Below are 16,396 nucleotides of genomic sequence, written 5' to 3' on the forward strand. Positions count from 1 at the left end.
CGCCGCTGACCAGGGCGCTTACGCTTTTCTTATTTTATTTCGGTTTTTTGTCACATAATTTAGCAGATATAAATGGTAAAATTACCTTATAAATAAAGATAATCATTCTCAATTAACATATGTAAGGGTGATAGAAATGTTCGGATCATTTAAGGTAGGAGAGAAAGGAATCATCGTTAATATTTCTAAGGTAGGCCGCTTAGTACAGAGAAGGCTGATGGACCTGGGAATTACTGAGGGTTCAGAAGTTTGTGTTAAATGTATCATGCCATTTGGCGGACCAGTGATGATTGAATCATGCGGACAGTGTGTTGGTCTCCGCCGCAAAGAGGCACGCTTAATAGAAGTGGAGAGAGTTTAATGGAAGTTGCCCTCATTGGAAACCCGAATACTGGAAAAACCTCATTGTTTAATAATCTAACAGGATCCTATGAATACGTTGGTAACTGGAGTGGCGTAACCGTTGAGAAAAAGGTCGGAGTCTTTAAGAATAATATAGGAAGGTTAATTGACTTGCCTGGTGTTTATTCACTTAATCCATTATCAAAGGATGAAGGGGTTGTAACTTCTTTTTTCTTGGAAGAACAGGTAGACAGGCTGTTAAATATTTTAGATGCTTCTCAGTTAGAACGTAATTTACATTTAACCTTACAAATGCTTGAATATGAAAAACCATCTCTAATCGGCCTAAATATGGTTGATGTCGCATCAAAACGAGGAATTCAAATTGATCCTGAAAAGCTGTCACTAATCCTAGGGGTACCCGTTGTTCCTGTAGTTGCTCGGAGTGGAAAAGGGTGTGATCGATTAATTGAAGTTATTTCCACTGAATCCAACCATTCAAAGGTAAAAAAACATATTTATTATGGTGGTGCTGTAGAAGATGCCATAAATAAAATAAGTATGGAATTAATAGGGAAGACCAATCATTCACCTAGATGGCTTGCTATTCAACTATTTGAGAGCAATGAATATGTAAAAACATATCTCGCTGATTTTGTTGAGGTTCATAAGCTTGAAGAACTTATTTCCCAGTTAGAGTCTGTAGTTATACAAGAAAATAACAATGTAAAAACACTTGCAAGTTTTATATATATGAAGAGGAAAGAAGTTATAGAGAAAATTTTAAAGTCATCTGTTCAAAAAATAGGTACAACTAAACCCTTGTCGGAAAAAATAGACGCAATTGTTACCAATCGTTACTTAGGAATGCCAATCTTCCTGCTATGCATGTATTTGATGTTTATGCTGACGTTTGATTGGCTGGGAACACCATTGTCTGACATCCTTGATGGATTTTTGACTGGACCGGTAACAGCGGGATTTGAAAGCCTATTACTTGCGATACACGCTTCTGACTTTATCCATGCGCTGATTATTGAGGGTCTCATTGCAGGTGTCGGCGGGGTACTAGTATTTGTTCCACAGATTTTTATTCTTTTCTTTTTTATTTCTTTATTAGAGGATTCAGGTTATATGGCACGGGTTGCCCTCGTAATGGATCGGATTATGGAGTCTGTTGGGCTAAATGGAAAGGCATTTATTCCGATGATGATCGGGTTTGGTTGTAATGTACCTGGTATCATGGCTGCCAGAACAATTGAAACGTCACGTGAAAGACTAATGACAATATTATTAACACCACTCATGTCATGCTCTGCACGACTTCCTGTATACGCATTATTTGTTGGTGCATTTTTTGTTGGACACAAAGCTCTAGTTGTGTTAAGTCTTTATGTTCTGGGAATTGTAATTGCATTACTATTAGCAAAAATATTCTCTAAAACCTTATTGAAATCTGAAATATCTCTGTTCGTTATTGAACTGCCGCCATATCGGCTACCTCAATTCCAGTCGCTTTGGAGAAGTACCTGGGATAAGGGAAAGGGCTTTGTTCGAAAAGCTGGAACATTTATCTTTGCTGGTTCTGTTTTCATTTGGCTGTTATCCTATACGGGACCAAATGGATTAAAAGTGGAAATGGATGATAGCTTTTTAGCAGCGATTGGAAATGTATTTGCACCAATTCTTGATCCAATTGGATTTGGGACATGGCAGGCAGCGGCCTCTCTAATAACAGGATTTTTAGCAAAAGAAGCTATTATTTCTACCATGAATATTATTTATTTCGTACCCGAAAATGCGAGTTTGCAAGGTTTACTGAGCGATTTCTATACACCGCTTGCTGCGTACAGCTTTATGGTTTTTATTCTATTATATATCCCCTGTTTGGCAACTGCCGCAACAATCTATAAAGAAACAGGTTCAAGAAAATGGACGGCTTTTTCAATTCTTTATGCCCTAATACTTGCGTATGTTTTATGCTTGTTTATTTATCAGGGCGGCAAGCTGTTTGGTCTAGTCTAAGAGTAGGAAGGTGATCTCTATGATAGCAAATATTATCATTGGCGCTGCGATTTTTGGTTACGCCACATGGGCATTGGTTAAATTTATAAATAAATCAAAAAAAGGAAAATGTGCAGCTTGTGATCTTGAAAAATCCTGCTCTAGTCAAAGTCAGTGCGGCATTCCCCCTAAATGAACAAAAAACTGCTATCATCAAATACGATAGCAGTTTTTTTCTTTTAATTTGTAGGGAACTTGTGTAATATTACACTAGTAGGAATTGAAAGTGGGTTACGAAGATGAATAGAGAAGAGATCATTAAGCTAGTTTCTGATAAATTACGATTAATCCGCACAGAAGCAGGTTATACACAAGATAAAATGGCTGAGATTATAGGTATATCCAAAAAAACACTGGTACAGATTGAAAAAGGGAGGGTACTTGCAAGCTGGTCAACGGTTGTATCAATCGTTGCATTGTTTCGAGAAACCGAAACAGTCCAATTTTTATTTGGAAATGAACCGCTAGAAGTTCTAGAGACAGTTGCGCGCGAAGGGATCGACTACCGAAAAATGAAAACATTTGGCGGCCGGATTTGGTGGCGAGAAGTGTTAAGAAAAAACGGCTTTATCCTTCAGCAGAATATTCTTAGTAAACATTTTCGTATTTTGGATGACAAACATTATCGGATTTATAGCAGCTTTGATGAGAAACAAGCGAAAATCCGCTTTAAAGAGGTTACCAAGCTATACCAATAAAGAGAAGCAATCGGGAAATATTTCGGTTGCTTTTTTATTTGCACCCATTTGGTTAATTTTTCCCTTTTTAGGGAAAAAGAAAATGATGTCCAACATAATTGTATATTTACATCAAGGAGGAGAGCATGAAAAAGGTTGTGAATAATTGGAAGCGGTGGCATATGACCCAAGTGATGGTTCTTTCCTTTTCTCTTCTGATTTTAGGCTTTTTAGGAATTGTATATGCTTATTCGATGGATGTGGATATTTCTCCACTAAAGAATGAACTCCCTCAAGCGACAGTATTTTATGATTTACATGGTGAAATTGCCAGCAAGATATCAGCCAACAAAAATGAAGGCATTTCAATTAAACATGTCCCTGACACGTTGAAAAATGCAGTCATCGCCATCGAGGACAGACGATTTTATGAACACCATGGTGTTGACTTTATCGGGATTACCAGGGCGCTTATCCGGGATATAAAGGCTGGCGGTATGGTAGAGGGCGGCAGCACCATTACCCAGCAGTTAACAAAAAACACGTTACTAACCTCACAAAAAACCTTGAAAAGAAAAGTAGATGAAGTATTTTTAGCAATAAAAATTGAGAGGCAATACAGTAAACAGGAAATCCTTCAAATGTACTTAAACCAGATCTATTTTGGTGGTGGAGCATGGGGAATTAAGCATGCGGCACGAAATTATTTCGCAAAAGAAGTGAACGATCTGACGATTGGTGAATCAGCTTTACTTGCAGGTTTAATTAAGGCCCCTTCATCTTTAAATCCCTATCGTCACTTAGAAAAAGCAACACAGAGAAGAAACCTTGTTCTAGCACAAATGAAAAAGCAAGGCTATTTAACACCACAGGAGTATGAACAAGCAATAAATGAAAAAGTAATCTTAAATAATAGAGGCGGGGACCCCTACCGAGGGAAATATCCTCACTATGTTGACCAAGTGTTTGAGGAAGCCATTAAGGAATATCATTTGTCTCAAGATGAATTATTAACAGGGGGATATAAAATCTATACCGAACTGGATCCTAATATGCAAAATTCGATGGAAAAAACCTACGAAAATAAGACCTTATTTCCAAAGGGAAGTGATCAAATTGTTCAAAGCGGCGGGATTCTGCTTGATCCAAAAACCGGCGGCATCCGAGCAATCGTTGGAGGACGCGGGGAACATACTTTTAGAGGTTATAACCGTGCAACTCAATTAAAGGCACAGCCAGGCTCATCGATAAAACCGCTGGCAGTCTACACGCCTGCACTAGAAAACGGCTGGAAAATAACAGATATGTTAAAGGACGAACCAATGAGCTTTGGGGAGTATGAACCAAGCAATTACAATCATGAATATGCAGGCGAAGTACCTATGTACGAAGCGGTAAAGGATTCGAAAAATGTTTCAGCCGTGTGGCTATTAAATGAAATTGGGATTGAAAAGGGATTAGAGGCAACGAGAAGATATGGGATTCCTTTAGAAAAGGGTGACCGAAATCTTTCCCTTGCTCTAGGGGGTGTAGAACGCGGAGTATCTCCCTTAATAATGGCTGAAGCCTATTCTGTTTTCGCAAATAATGGTGTCCGAAAGAAAGCCCATGTCATTAATAAAATAATAGATGCAGAAGGCAATCTGGTAGCAGAGTGGAAGGAGAGGAAAGAAAAAGTTACAACAAAAGCTGTGACGGATCAAATAAATACGATGCTGCTTGGAGTAGTAGAGCAGGGGTCGGGGAAGAGTGCCCAAATACCAGGCATAGAAATTGCAGGGAAAACAGGTTCAACACAAGTGCCAATCGAAGGGGTTAAAGGTGTTAAAGATCAATGGTTTGTTGGCTATACACCGGAGTTAGTTGGAGCGGTATGGGTAGGATACGATAAAACCGATGAGAAACATTACCTTAAAACAACAAGTGGTGGAGGGGCAGCAATTGTGTTCCGTGAAATCATGAAAGAAGCATTAAAAGATACTCCTCCCACACGTTTTAATGTCCCACACATTGATACGTTGATGAAAGATAAACAAGAAGAGGAAGAGATAATTCGAAAATCACTTGAAGAGAATTTTTATGAAGGTGCCAGAAAATGGGAAGAAAAATGGCGTAGGCAAAAAGAAAAATGGGAGAAACGCTGGAATAAAATAGGACCTAATTTTAATCATTAATAGGGTGGCGGAACGAGATTGCCCATGTAGTCCTTCATAGATGTGATGAAGGACAAATCGAATGGAAACAAGGTGAGTTTTGTCCTTCATAGGTGTGATGAAGGACAAATCGAATGGAAACAAGGTGAGTTTTGTCCTTAATAGGTGTGATGAAGGACAAATCGAATGGAAACAAGGTGAGTTTTGTCCTTAATAGGTGTGATGAAGGACAAATCAAATGGAAACAAGGTGAGTTTTGTCCCTTCATAGATATGATGAAGGACAAATCGAATGGAATCTAGGTGAATTTTGTCCTTCATAGATGTGATGAAGGACAAATCGAATGGAAACAAGGTGAGTTTTGTCCTTCATAGATATGATGAAGGACAAATCGAATGGAAACAAGGTGAGCTTTGTCCTTCATAGGTGTGATGAAGGACAAATCGAATGGAATCTAGGTGAATTTTGTCCTTCATAGATGTGATGAAGGACAAATTGTATGGAATCTAGGTGAGTTTTGTCCTTCATCAATCGCGTTAGTAAGTATTCGAACCTAGGCACGAAGAAATTCGTGCCTTTTGTGATAGAATAAAGTAGATTTTGGATTATAAAAAAGTAAAAAATCAGTGAACGAAAATCGTGCATACACGTCTTATACATAAATAGATAAAAGAGGGATTGATGGGGGAAAGAGAGGACTAACGGATGGATCCAATCATAAAAAGTGCAAAAGAAGGGGATCATCTTGCATTTGCTTGTGTTTTTAAAGAAAATTATCCATTCCTTGTAAGGTATTTATTGAAAATTACAATGAATCCCGATATAGCAGAAGAACTCGCACAAGATACTATGGCAAAATGTATTCAAAAAATTCATCTCTATAATGGTCAAAGTAAATTTTCAACTTGGTTAATCTCCATTGCTACCAATTCATACATTGATCAATGTAGAAAGCAAAAAAGAGAGCGTAAATGGAAAGGACAAGAGGAAGTTTTTCGTAAGTTAAAATGGCATTTTGAAAGCCGTAATGAGGAATGGAATGATGCCTTGGAGGCATTAGGAAAATTGCCAGTAGATGTACGGGTCCCAATCGTACTTAAACATTATTATGGATATTCCTATGATGAAATTGGTGCTTGGATGAAAATTTCCCCTGGTACGGTTAAATCAAGAGTCCATAATGGAATTTTGGCAGTAAGAAGGGAGCTGAAACTAGGTGAAGAAACAGAAGGTCGTCCAACTCGAAAACGAACATCAAAATAAACATGACTTAGATGCTATTCACAAACTACAAGAAGGGTTAAGTAAGGTTGATCAATTCCCTATCTATACTCCTGATTTACAATGGTTTGAACAAATGGTTGAGGTTGAAATGGAGAAAAACAGGAAAAATTTACGAAAAGAATTATCCTTGTTTATTATGACCGCATTAATGATTTTAAGCGGAGTCATTGTTTCTTTATATCAAATGCCGACCGTTTTTATACTAATTCAAATTATTACCACGGTTTTTATTGCACTTTATACCATGAGCCGTTTTAGTAAGAAGGTGAAAAATCAATGACTCAAGAACTTTCACCAGCTGTTATCATTCTAATAGCTGGGATACTGCTGCTTCAAAGTATCTTTTTATTCTTAGATGCCAGGAAACGCAACCATAATTATTGGTTATGGGGAATCGTTGGTCTTATTCAAGCACCAATGCCAACACTTTTTTACTTATTATTTGTACGGAAGATTTTTCGAAAAAAGACAGATTAGTCGTTAGGAAAATTCTGAAAAATAGCAATTGACATCTAAATAAACTGGTGATACTCTAACAAAGGATGAAAAAAAAGGAAATGGAGGGTTACAAAATGATTGAAGTAAACGGAACTTTATCTGCAACTGAATATTCGAATGTAACCTGCGTCCTTTTGACCTTTTTTGGTGAGTCGATTTAAAAAATTGGATGGATTAAAACACAGGTTACGTTCTTTTTATACGTAACGTGTGTTTTTTTGTCTCTATTTTTAGGTGGGGCATACTGCACTCTATTGCGGTATGCCTTTTTCTTTTTTTTACAAGGGGGGTTAGACATGTTTTCAGTTTTAAAGAAATTAAGTTGGTTTTTTAGAGAAAACTGGCAGCGTTATCTGATTGCGGTTACATTATTAATTTTAGTTGGGGTACTAGATGTTTTACCCCCAAAGTTAATCGGAATGGCCATAGATGATATACATCTTGGTGAAATAAGTACGGGGAGTATCTTTAAGTATGTTGGCTATATGATGATAATAATGGTTTTTTCATACGGTATTACGTACGTTTGGATGTATAAATTATTCGGCGGTGCCTTCCTTGTTGAAAGGAAGTTACGTTCTCGATTTATGAAACATTTATTAAAAATGTCGCCTACCTTTTATGAGAAAAATCGAACGGGAGATTTAATGGCGAGGGCAACCAATGATTTAAAGGCGATATCCGTTACCGCAGGGTTTGGGATATTAACACTAGTAGATTCAAGTGTCTGGATGCTGATACTTATTATTACAATGGGGATATTAATTAGCTGGAAGCTGACGATTGCCGCTATCCTGCCACTGCCAATCATGGCTTATATCATGAAGGTTTACGGAAATAGGATTCATAAACGTTTCATGGAAGCACAGGATGCATTCGGGGAGTTAAATGATCGAGTTTTAGAATCTGTTGCAGGCGTGAGAGTGATTCGTGCCTATGTTCAGGAAGAGGCAGACGCAAGACGGTTTCATCAATTAACAGAAGATGTTTTTCACAAAAATATCAATGTAGCAAGAATTGACTCATTATTTGATCCAACCGTAAAAATACTGGTCGGAATCAGCTATATGATTGGCCTCGGTTATGGAGCCTATTTAGTATTCAAACAGTCGATAACACTAGGTGATTTAGTTTCCTTTAATGTATATCTGGGTATGCTGATTTGGCCGATGTTTGCAATCGGAGAATTGATTAATATCATGCAAAGAGGAAATGCTTCTTTGGACAGGGTAAATGAAACACTTGCCTTTAAAGAGACAGTAGAGAAACCTCCACAGCCGGTTATGGTTGAAAATGCCGACAGTATTGAGTACAAAGAGGTAACATTCAAATACCCAACCTCCAAGGGGGATAATTTATCCAAGATTACCTTCCAGTTGCAAAAAGGGCAAACACTAGGAATTGTCGGGAAAACTGGAAGTGGGAAAACCACTCTAATCAAACAATTATTAAGGCAATATCCTCTTGGAACAGGTTTGGTTTCGATCTCAGGAGTCTCACTTAAAGAGCAGACAGTAAATCAGGTCCGTGATTGGATTGGCTATGTACCCCAAGATCATGTTCTTTTTTCAAGAACTGTAAAGAAAAATATATTATTTGGAAACAAGGAAGCAACGGAGGAAGAATTGGAAAAGGCCATCGATTTAGCTGCACTCCGAAAAGATTTAGATATGCTTCCAGAAGGGTTAGAGACACTTGTTGGTGAAAAAGGAGTAGCACTATCAGGGGGTCAGAAACAAAGGATATCCATAGCACGTGCGCTAATAAAAAATCCGGAAATTCTTATTCTTGACGACTCCTTATCTGCTGTCGATGCGAAAACGGAAAAGAGAATCGTCGATAATATTCGTACGATTAGGAATGACAAAACAACTATCATTACCACACACCGAATGTCAGCAGTGCAGCATGCTGACCACATTATTGTCCTAGATGAAGGCAGAATCATCGAAGAGGGAACACATGAACAATTGTTATTGAATGAGGGCTGGTATAAAGAACAATATTTACGGCAACAGGTGGAAAGTAATTTTGAAGAGGAGGTTACAGCATGAATACAGGACGGCGATTAACTCAATATGCCTTAAACTATAAAAAAATCATTATTGCTGCCCTATTGATGCTGACTATTTCCGTTGGAACTGACCTAGCAGGTCCATTTATCGCAAAAAATATTATCGACCAGCACATTCTAGGGATTGAGTCTGTTTGGTATGAAACGAAGAAGAATGGAGAAAATGCCGCAGAATATAAAGGGAAATTTTATAAAAAAGCAAAGAATTTCTCTAAAAATGAAGAAAAGGGCAAAGAAATTAGAATTTTGCAGGTAGCTGCTAAGTTTATCTTTATAGAGGAGAAACTGGAATTTGATGGAAAGAGAACCTTCGAACAGGGAATCTTAACACTTCAAAAGGGAAATGAAAAGGTTGAGTATACCGCAGAGTCGTTAACAAATAAGGAGCTAATGGCGTTCTACCAACTTGAAATCCCAGGGATTGTCAAATTGCTAATCATTTATTTTGGTTTATTAGTTATATCAGCGCTATTTCAATACGGACAGCGGTATATGCTGCAAAAGTCAGCCAATCGGATCATCCAAAAAATGCGAGAGGATGTATACGGTCAAATTCAACGGCTTCCCATCCATTATTTTGATAACCTGCCAGCGGGAAAAGTCGTAGCAAGGGTTACCAATGACACTGAGGCAATTCGCGAACTTTATGTAACCGTATTAGCTCAATTTTTTACGGGTGCGATTTATATTACCGGCATTTATGCAGCCTTATTTATCTTAGATGTGAAGCTGGCTGCCATTTGTTTAATCTTATTGCCGATCCTATATGGCTGGGTAATCTTATATCGTAAGTTTGCTGCTAAATATAATCATGTTATTCGTTCTCGAATAAGTGATATTAATGCCACGATTAACGAATCCATTGGCGGTATGAATATTATTCAAGCATTCAGCAGGGAGCAAGATACCCAAAAGGAGTTTGAAAAGCTTAATACAGAACATTTTACGTATCAAAATAAATTATTAAGTTTAAATGCCTTAACTTCACATAATTTAGTGGGCCTTTTAAGAAACTTAGTTTTTGTTGCATTCATTTGGTACTTTGGCGGTCAATCGTTACATCCTGAATCAGTCATTTCACTGGGTGTTCTCTATGCATTCGTTGATTACATCAATCGTCTTTTTAATCCCGTACAGGGAATTGTTAACCAACTAGCCAATTTGGAGAGCGCATTAGTTGCGGGCGAAAGAGTGTTTAAGCTATTGGATGAGCAAGGTGAAAATGTAAGTGCTAAACGTATCGAAAGGTTTAATGGCAATGTTACATTCGATCATGTGTCATTTGGCTACAAAGAAGGCGAATATGTCTTAAAGTATATTGATTTTGAAGCTAAACATGGGCAGACAGTTGCACTAGTAGGACACACTGGATCGGGAAAAAGCTCGATCATGAATCTACTTTTCCGCTTTTATGATTGTCAAAAAGGAAAGATTCTTATTGATGGGAAGGACATTAGCAGCATACCTCGTCAAACGATTCGAAATCATATGGGGATTGTGTTGCAGGATCCGTACTTATTTACCGGTACGATTGCCTCGAATGTAAGCCTAAATGATCCAGAAATCTCGAAAGAAATGGTCGAAAAGGCATTAAAGGATGTGGGGGCAGAAAAAGTCTTTAAAAACTTGGAAAAGGGGTATGATGAACCAGTAATCGAAAAAGGCAGTACACTTTCTAGCGGGCAGCGCCAGTTAATCTCCTTTGCGCGAGCTCTTGCTTTTAATCCAGCTATCTTAATTTTAGATGAAGCAACATCTAGTATTGATACAGAAACAGAAGCAGTAATCCAGGAAGCTATGGATGTCCTGAAAAAAGGAAGAACTACCTTTATCATCGCCCATAGGTTATCCACCATTCGAAGTGCAGATCAAATTCTAGTCCTAGACCGTGGAAAAATTGTTGAACGCGGTACACATGAAGAATTGATGATGCTAAAGAAAAGATATTATCAAATGTATGAACTGCAAAAAGGTGGTTCTAGCATAGCTGGATAAAAGTTCACAAATATTTCACAATTTTGGTGAAAGACTGTTATTTTTATCACATTGAAACCCCAGATAGTATGTTAATTTATATTTGTTTAAGCTTTTATATTAAAGGGGTGGGATGAAAATGGCAGACTTCTCAATTGTAAATGTAATAGGAAGCTTCTTAATTCTTTCATATTATATCGGGTATATGATTGTTAAACATTAAACTACAGCTAAATGTCTGTAGTTTTTTTTACTTTAATGGGAATATATATGATAGTGAGGTGAAAAGAATGGTAAATTTTAGAATTGAAAAAGATACACTAGGCGAAGTTCAGGTTCCAGCGGATAAATTTTGGGGAGCACAAACACAGCGAAGTCTAAATAATTTCGCTATTGGTTCCGAAAAAATGCCATTGGAAGTCGTCTATGGTTTAACGCTCGTTAAAAAAGCAGCAGCGATAGTAAATCATTCACTAGGTAAATTAGCTGATATCAAGATGAAGGCAATCGTAGCTGTTTGTGATCAAATCCATTCAGGAGATTATAACGATCATTTTCCACTAGCAGTTTGGCAGACAGGAAGCGGCACCCAGACCAATATGAATGTGAATGAAGTTATTGCAAACCGTGCAAATGAATTATTAATGAAAGAAGGAAGTAAAGAGAAGATTCATCCAAATGATGACGTAAATATGTCGCAGAGTTCTAACGATACTTTTCCCACAGCCATGCATATTGCTGCGTACATAAAAATAACGGAGAATTTACTTCCCGCTCTTCACGAATTAAAGACCACTTTAATTAAAAAGGAAAAGGCATTTATGAATGTCGTCAAGATTGGCAGAACTCATCTGCAGGATGCGACACCATTGACTCTTGGACAGGAAATCAGCGGATGGAGGGCAATGCTTGAAAAAGGTGAACAAATGATTTCAGACTCATTCAAGTACCTGCTAAGTCTTGCGATTGGCGGCACTGCGGTAGGAACAGGGATTAATGCCCATCATGAGTTTGGGGATAAAATGGCGAAACAGCTTTCAACTTTGACAGGTTACCCATTTCAGTCATCCGTTAATAAATTTCACGCCTTAACAAGTCATGATGAAATTGTCTATGTACATGGTGCCCTAAAGGCACTTGCAGCCGATTTAATGAAGATTGCCAATGATGTGAGATGGCTTGCTAGCGGGCCGCGCAGCGGGATAGGTGAGTTAACGATACCGGCAAATGAGCCGGGAAGTTCTATTATGCCTGGTAAAGTCAATCCTACTCAAAGTGAAGCATTAACAATGGCAGTCTGCCAGGTTTTCGGTAATGATGCTGCCATTGGCTTTGCAGCAAGTCAGGGTAATTTTGAATTAAATGTTTTTAAGCCGGTCATCATTTACAATCTAATTCAAACGATTACCCTGTTAACAGACAGCATTCGCTCTTTTAATGAAAAGTGTGCAGTTGGAATAGAAGTAAACGAAGAAATAATCACAAAACATGTGGAACGATCTTTAATGCTTGTGACAGCATTAAATCCACATATTGGCTATGAAAAAGCAGCAGAGATTGCCAAGCTGGCTTTCAAAGAAAACAGCACCTTAAAGGAAGCGGCCATTAAAACAGGGTATGTATCCGCTAAGGAATTTGACGAATGGGTTAAACCTGAAAAAATGGTTTAACCCATTGAAAGCCCCCTCCGCAGGTGGAGGGGGCTTAAGCCATGATATTTATTTGTTTGATTGTGCGTTACTAATATTTAGCGTTGGTATCCGCCAAGTTGTGATTCAGCCATTGCTACAAGACGCTTAGTGATTTCTCCACCGACAGAACCGTTGGCACGAGAAGTTGTGTCTGCACCAAGTTGTACACCAAATTCTGATGCAATTTCATACTTCATTTGTTGAAGTGCTTGCTCCACTCCAGGTACTAAAAGTTGATTAGAGTTGTTGTTACTAGCCATAGTTGAATAACACTCCTCTTAATAATTTTGGGGTCAGTATGGAATTGAACCATTATGGTTAAGATAAACCATTGCCACCTTGGCCTAACCCATCATTAAAGTTATAAGATATTGGAGCTGCTTTCTGCTTTCCTTAGTGTGGCTGGGTTAGCCGGATTTGCACCGGCTTAAGACCCTTTATATGGTTTAACCCATCGCTATAAGTTGGTGGTGCTTTGTAAGTGTTGCTTGCTTTGTAATATTTATTATGATAAAAAATGGACAGCTTATTCGATTAATTCATTAGTAATTTTTCCCATTACATAGTGCGTGTTTAGTAACACAAACTAACCTCATACAAAAAACTAAAGGGTGAATAGAAATGTCAATATGCCCGATTTGCAATGGTTTACGCGAAGTATATCTGATATGTACACAATGTGGACAGCAAATGTTGGATAGCGGAAGGTTAATGGATTTTTATGATGATTACAGCCCGTACATGGATATCGATTTAATGAAGATGGAAGACGGTTACATGGACACAAATTCAGGTCAAAAATGCCCGCACCTCTATACATGTCCAAACTGTCAGAAGGATGATGTAATCTTTATAAAAGAATAAAAAGGTCCCGGAAGAAGGGACCTTTACGTTTATCTATTGTTCATTCTTTGCGCGAATACGATACTCATTTTCTACATCAAAGAAATGTGCTTTATTCATATCAAATGCTAGATCAAGTGAATCTCCAGGGTGAATATCAGCTCTTGAATCAAGACGCGCTACAAAGTCCTGGCTGTCAATGCTGGAGTAAACCATTAATTCTGCACCCGTTAATTCAGCTACGTCTACGTTTACTTTGACTTTTGTACCTGTTGAAGCTTCAATGAATACTGGCTCATCATGGATGTCTTCTGGACGAACGCCAAGGATAATTGGTTTTCCAACATAACCTTGCTCGCGAAGAACCTTCATTTTACCTTCAGGTACAGAAATAGAAGTGTTACCAGCTACAAACTTGTCATCTTCAAGCTTACCATTGAAGAAGTTCATTGCAGGTGAACCGATGAAACCGCCAACAAATACGTTTTCAGGCTTTTCGTATACTTCTTTCGGTGTTCCTACTTGTTGAATAAGACCGTCCTTCATTACTACCAGTCTTGAAGCCATTGTCATCGCTTCTGTTTGGTCATGTGTTACGTAAATAGTAGTTGTGTTTAAACGACGGTGAAGCTTAGCGATTTCTGCACGCATGGCAACACGAAGTTTTGCATCAAGGTTAGAAAGAGGCTCGTCCATTAAGAATACCTTTGCGTCACGGACAATCGCACGTCCTAATGCAACACGCTGACGTTGACCACCTGATAATGCTTTTGGCTTTCTTTTTAAGTAAGCTTCTAATCCTAAGATTTTAGCTGCTTCGTTTACGCGGCGATCAATTTCATCTTTTGGAAACTTACGAAGTTTTAGACCAAAAGCCATATTATCATAAACGGTCATATGTGGATAAAGTGCATAGTTTTGGAAAACCATGGCTATATCACGATCTTTAGGAGCTACATCGTTTACTCTTTTTCCGTCGATGAAAAAGTCACCTTGTGAAATTTCTTCAAGTCCTGCAACCATACGAAGTGTTGTTGATTTACCGCAGCCTGATGGACCAACAAATACGATAAATTCCTTATCTTGTATATGTAGGTTAAAGTCGGTAACCGCCGTAACCTTATTATCGTAAATTTTATAAATATGATCTAATTTTAATTCTGCCATTGTGTAAACCCTCCCTGTTTTGATTAACTTAAGTGTACATGAAAAGGTTTACAAACAATATGGACAACCTGCACAAAGTTACCAGCTTATTCTTTGTGCAGGTTGTCATATTCGAATAATAAACAAGCTAACAATACAGTGAAAGCTCCGTAAAAATCTTTTAATTGAACGCCTGTTTTATCGATAAATTTGTCTATTCGATATTGGAGGGTGTTTCGATGAACGTACAATTTTTTAGCTGTCATACTGGCGTTTAAGTTATTCTCCAGAAAAACTCTAATCGTACCGTATAATTCGGGATCCTCTAAAAATACCCCTGAAAAATTCTTATATACCTTTTCTTTAATCTGTTCAGGAAGGTTTGCCGCAACAAAAGAAGGAAATACTTTTTCGAAAGAGAGAATATTTGCACCTGAAAGATGTTTCTTTGCAAATTCAAAATACTCCTTTTCTTGTTGAAACTGGGTTCGCAACTGATTGGAATAGGGATAAAGTTTGCCGATATAAAAAAATACCTTTACATAAAAGTCACTTTCTAATGTATCAGATATGGAAGTAATCTCACTTTCTGAAAGAGTAATCTGCCTCTTCTCTTCTATGACAATACCATTATAAGGATCTTCCCATATGATTTGGATGTCTTCAGAAAAAAAGCCTTGTAAGGCAGATTCGATCTCATCTTGATCCACTCCGCTGCCTTTAATCTGGAACTGAATAAATCGGAATTCACTTTCAGAATTGAATGATGGAAGTTCCTTATTTAAAAATAAAAATTCATGCCATTTTCTAGAGAGTGTAGGTAAGGGCATTGAAGGAACTTTTACTTGTTCATAAAGAACCTGAAGCAGATTTAACTCTTTTTCAGTTAGACTGGATTTTGGAATTGCAAGCCAATCTTTCTCAGATTGATCAAAGAATATGTAGTATTTGTCAGATATGTATAGTGGAGGTTCAGAATATAGGACTGAATCCTTGTATAACGATATGATTTTTTTAAGCAAGGTCAACTTCTCCGTTTATGTCATTTTAGAATAATGCAATAATTATATCATAAAAAAAGACTAACTCCTGATAGTCACAAGGAATTAGTCTTTCAACCTTCATTCTGTTGTGTGAGGGGGTTCCTCTTCCGTAAGGTTTCGTGCTTCTTCTATATTAGTTGTATCATGCCGAGAATGGACAGATCCCCCCGACAATCCTTCGTTTATGATTCTGTCAATATCTAAATAGACATTGTCTTTTCCTTCATACTCTAAGTCTTTTTTTACTTGAACCCTGTTTTTTTCATCCATCTTCATCCTACCCTTCCTTAGCTTTTCCTTAGTTTGTGGAAAGGGCAGGATTTCATTCGGTTAATCATAGACATGATAAAGCATTAGCTCGTGAATTTGACTGGTCAAATCCTCCATATCCACCTGTTTGGGTGTAGGAGCACTCCATTCAATTTTTCCAGTTTGGTGATAAATACCAGAATATCGTAGTTTTTGATAGTAAAAAGAAAAACTCCATCCCGGGATATTTTTATTTTCAAATAAAGGCTTAAATTGAAAGTGTGTCAGCATTCTTTTCATCTCCCTGCAGGCTAGTTACTACCTCTAGCTTACGAGAAAAGACAGTAACATTCCAGAA

At 37.8% G+C, this 16,396-nt stretch carries 17 protein-coding genes; 12 read left to right on the top strand and 5 right to left on the bottom strand.

Annotated elements, in window-relative coordinates; genetic code table 11:
• Nucleotides 1-136: 136 nt before the first annotated feature.
• The 11 genes from V7108_RS23325 to fumC all read left to right on the top strand — a co-directional run bounded on the left by V7108_RS23325 (nucleotide 137) and on the right by fumC (nucleotide 12,736).
• Nucleotides 137-361, top strand: coding sequence for a FeoA family protein (locus V7108_RS23325; RefSeq protein WP_335569607.1), 225 nt, complete (start codon nucleotides 137-139; stop codon nucleotides 359-361).
• Nucleotides 361-2,367: a ferrous iron transport protein B gene (feoB, locus tag V7108_RS23330; protein ID WP_335516867.1), complete on the top strand. Its 2,007-nt coding sequence runs from the start codon at nucleotides 361-363 to the stop codon at nucleotides 2,365-2,367. Before V7108_RS23325 ends, feoB begins: the two co-directional genes overlap by 1 nt.
• A 19-nt stretch (nucleotides 2,368-2,386) precedes the next feature.
• A complete protein-coding gene (locus V7108_RS23335) occupies nucleotides 2,387-2,542 on the top strand; it encodes a FeoB-associated Cys-rich membrane protein (RefSeq protein WP_335516864.1) in 156 nt (51 codons plus the stop codon).
• Nucleotides 2,543-2,645: 103 nt separating this feature from the next.
• A complete protein-coding gene (locus tag V7108_RS23340) occupies nucleotides 2,646-3,104 on the top strand; it encodes a helix-turn-helix transcriptional regulator (protein ID WP_335516861.1) in 459 nt (152 codons plus the stop codon).
• 125 nt (nucleotides 3,105-3,229) lie between these two features.
• Entirely contained in the window at nucleotides 3,230-5,257 is a 2,028-nt protein-coding gene (locus V7108_RS23345; RefSeq protein ID WP_335569608.1) for a transglycosylase domain-containing protein, read from the top strand.
• A 684-nt stretch (nucleotides 5,258-5,941) separates the two neighbouring features.
• Nucleotides 5,942-6,499, top strand: coding sequence for an RNA polymerase sigma factor SigY (gene sigY / locus V7108_RS23350; RefSeq protein WP_335512059.1), 558 nt, complete (start codon nucleotides 5,942-5,944; stop codon nucleotides 6,497-6,499).
• Nucleotides 6,453-6,800, top strand: coding sequence for a YxlC family protein (locus V7108_RS23355; protein ID WP_335512062.1), 348 nt, complete (start codon nucleotides 6,453-6,455; stop codon nucleotides 6,798-6,800). Before sigY ends, V7108_RS23355 begins: the two co-directional genes overlap by 47 nt.
• Nucleotides 6,797-6,997: a sigma-Y antisigma factor component gene (locus tag V7108_RS23360; RefSeq protein ID WP_335512064.1), complete on the top strand. Its 201-nt coding sequence runs from the start codon at nucleotides 6,797-6,799 to the stop codon at nucleotides 6,995-6,997. Before V7108_RS23355 ends, V7108_RS23360 begins: the two co-directional genes overlap by 4 nt.
• A 317-nt stretch (nucleotides 6,998-7,314) precedes the next feature.
• The gene (locus V7108_RS23365; protein WP_335569609.1) at nucleotides 7,315-9,072 is read left to right on the top strand and encodes an ABC transporter ATP-binding protein; all 1,758 of its coding nucleotides are present in this window, start codon (nucleotides 7,315-7,317) and stop codon (nucleotides 9,070-9,072) included.
• Nucleotides 9,069-11,087: an ABC transporter ATP-binding protein gene (locus V7108_RS23370; protein WP_335569610.1), complete on the top strand. Its 2,019-nt coding sequence runs from the start codon at nucleotides 9,069-9,071 to the stop codon at nucleotides 11,085-11,087. The genes V7108_RS23365 and V7108_RS23370 overlap by 4 nt, the downstream gene beginning before the upstream one ends.
• A 269-nt stretch (nucleotides 11,088-11,356) precedes the next feature.
• Entirely contained in the window at nucleotides 11,357-12,736 is a 1,380-nt protein-coding gene (gene fumC / locus V7108_RS23375) for a class II fumarate hydratase (protein WP_335512067.1), read from the top strand.
• Between the two features lie 77 nt (nucleotides 12,737-12,813).
• Here the strand turns inward: fumC and V7108_RS23380 are convergent, their stop codons facing one another.
• Nucleotides 12,814-13,017 (bottom strand): alpha/beta-type small acid-soluble spore protein, encoded by a 204-nt coding sequence (locus V7108_RS23380; RefSeq protein ID WP_335512069.1) that lies wholly within the window; start codon nucleotides 13,015-13,017, stop codon nucleotides 12,814-12,816.
• Nucleotides 13,018-13,378: 361 nt separating this feature from the next.
• Between V7108_RS23380 and V7108_RS23385 the strand changes: the two genes are divergently transcribed.
• Entirely contained in the window at nucleotides 13,379-13,621 is a 243-nt protein-coding gene (locus V7108_RS23385; RefSeq protein ID WP_335569611.1) for a hypothetical protein, read from the top strand.
• A gap of 33 nt (nucleotides 13,622-13,654) precedes the next feature.
• Here V7108_RS23385 and V7108_RS23390 read toward each other — a convergent pair whose 3' ends face one another.
• The 4 genes from V7108_RS23390 to V7108_RS23405 form a co-directional block, all read right to left on the bottom strand.
• Nucleotides 13,655-14,767 (bottom strand): ABC transporter ATP-binding protein, encoded by a 1,113-nt coding sequence (locus V7108_RS23390; protein ID WP_335569612.1) that lies wholly within the window; start codon nucleotides 14,765-14,767, stop codon nucleotides 13,655-13,657.
• Between the two features lie 86 nt (nucleotides 14,768-14,853).
• Nucleotides 14,854-15,768, bottom strand: coding sequence for a PucR family transcriptional regulator (locus tag V7108_RS23395; RefSeq protein ID WP_335512076.1), 915 nt, complete (start codon nucleotides 15,766-15,768; stop codon nucleotides 14,854-14,856).
• A gap of 99 nt (nucleotides 15,769-15,867) precedes the next feature.
• Nucleotides 15,868-16,059, bottom strand: coding sequence for a hypothetical protein (locus V7108_RS23400; protein WP_335512116.1), 192 nt, complete (start codon nucleotides 16,057-16,059; stop codon nucleotides 15,868-15,870).
• Nucleotides 16,060-16,119: 60 nt separating this feature from the next.
• Entirely contained in the window at nucleotides 16,120-16,329 is a 210-nt protein-coding gene (locus V7108_RS23405) for a YheE family protein (RefSeq protein ID WP_335512079.1), read from the bottom strand.
• Nucleotides 16,330-16,396: the final 67 nt, after the last annotated feature.

The organism is Neobacillus vireti (assembly GCF_036962345.1).
In the GTDB taxonomy this organism is placed as follows: Bacteria; Bacillota; Bacilli; order Bacillales; family Cytobacillaceae; genus Neobacillus; species Neobacillus vireti_A.

Bases quoted from the DNA above. Each gene is read 5' to 3' on its own strand.
- V7108_RS23325 (WP_335569607.1), top strand. From the start codon at position 137: ATGTTCGGATCATTTAAGGTAGGAGAGAAAGGAATCATCGTTAATATT.
- feoB (WP_335516867.1), top strand. From the start codon at position 361: ATGGAAGTTGCCCTCATTGGAAACCCGAATACTGGAAAAACCTCATTG.
- V7108_RS23335 (WP_335516864.1), top strand. From the start codon at position 2,387: ATGATAGCAAATATTATCATTGGCGCTGCGATTTTTGGTTACGCCACA.
- V7108_RS23340 (WP_335516861.1), top strand. From the start codon at position 2,646: ATGAATAGAGAAGAGATCATTAAGCTAGTTTCTGATAAATTACGATTA.
- V7108_RS23345 (WP_335569608.1), top strand. From the start codon at position 3,230: ATGAAAAAGGTTGTGAATAATTGGAAGCGGTGGCATATGACCCAAGTG.
- sigY (WP_335512059.1), top strand. From the start codon at position 5,942: ATGGATCCAATCATAAAAAGTGCAAAAGAAGGGGATCATCTTGCATTT.
- V7108_RS23360 (WP_335512064.1), top strand. From the start codon at position 6,797: ATGACTCAAGAACTTTCACCAGCTGTTATCATTCTAATAGCTGGGATA.
- V7108_RS23365 (WP_335569609.1), top strand. From the start codon at position 7,315: ATGTTTTCAGTTTTAAAGAAATTAAGTTGGTTTTTTAGAGAAAACTGG.
- V7108_RS23370 (WP_335569610.1), top strand. From the start codon at position 9,069: ATGAATACAGGACGGCGATTAACTCAATATGCCTTAAACTATAAAAAA.
- fumC (WP_335512067.1), top strand. From the start codon at position 11,357: ATGGTAAATTTTAGAATTGAAAAAGATACACTAGGCGAAGTTCAGGTT.
- V7108_RS23380 (WP_335512069.1), bottom strand. From the start codon at position 13,017: ATGGCTAGTAACAACAACTCTAATCAACTTTTAGTACCTGGAGTGGAG.
- V7108_RS23385 (WP_335569611.1), top strand. From the start codon at position 13,379: ATGTCAATATGCCCGATTTGCAATGGTTTACGCGAAGTATATCTGATA.
- V7108_RS23390 (WP_335569612.1), bottom strand. From the start codon at position 14,767: ATGGCAGAATTAAAATTAGATCATATTTATAAAATTTACGATAATAAG.
- V7108_RS23400 (WP_335512116.1), bottom strand. From the start codon at position 16,059: ATGGATGAAAAAAACAGGGTTCAAGTAAAAAAAGACTTAGAGTATGAA.
- V7108_RS23405 (WP_335512079.1), bottom strand. From the start codon at position 16,329: ATGCTGACACACTTTCAATTTAAGCCTTTATTTGAAAATAAAAATATC.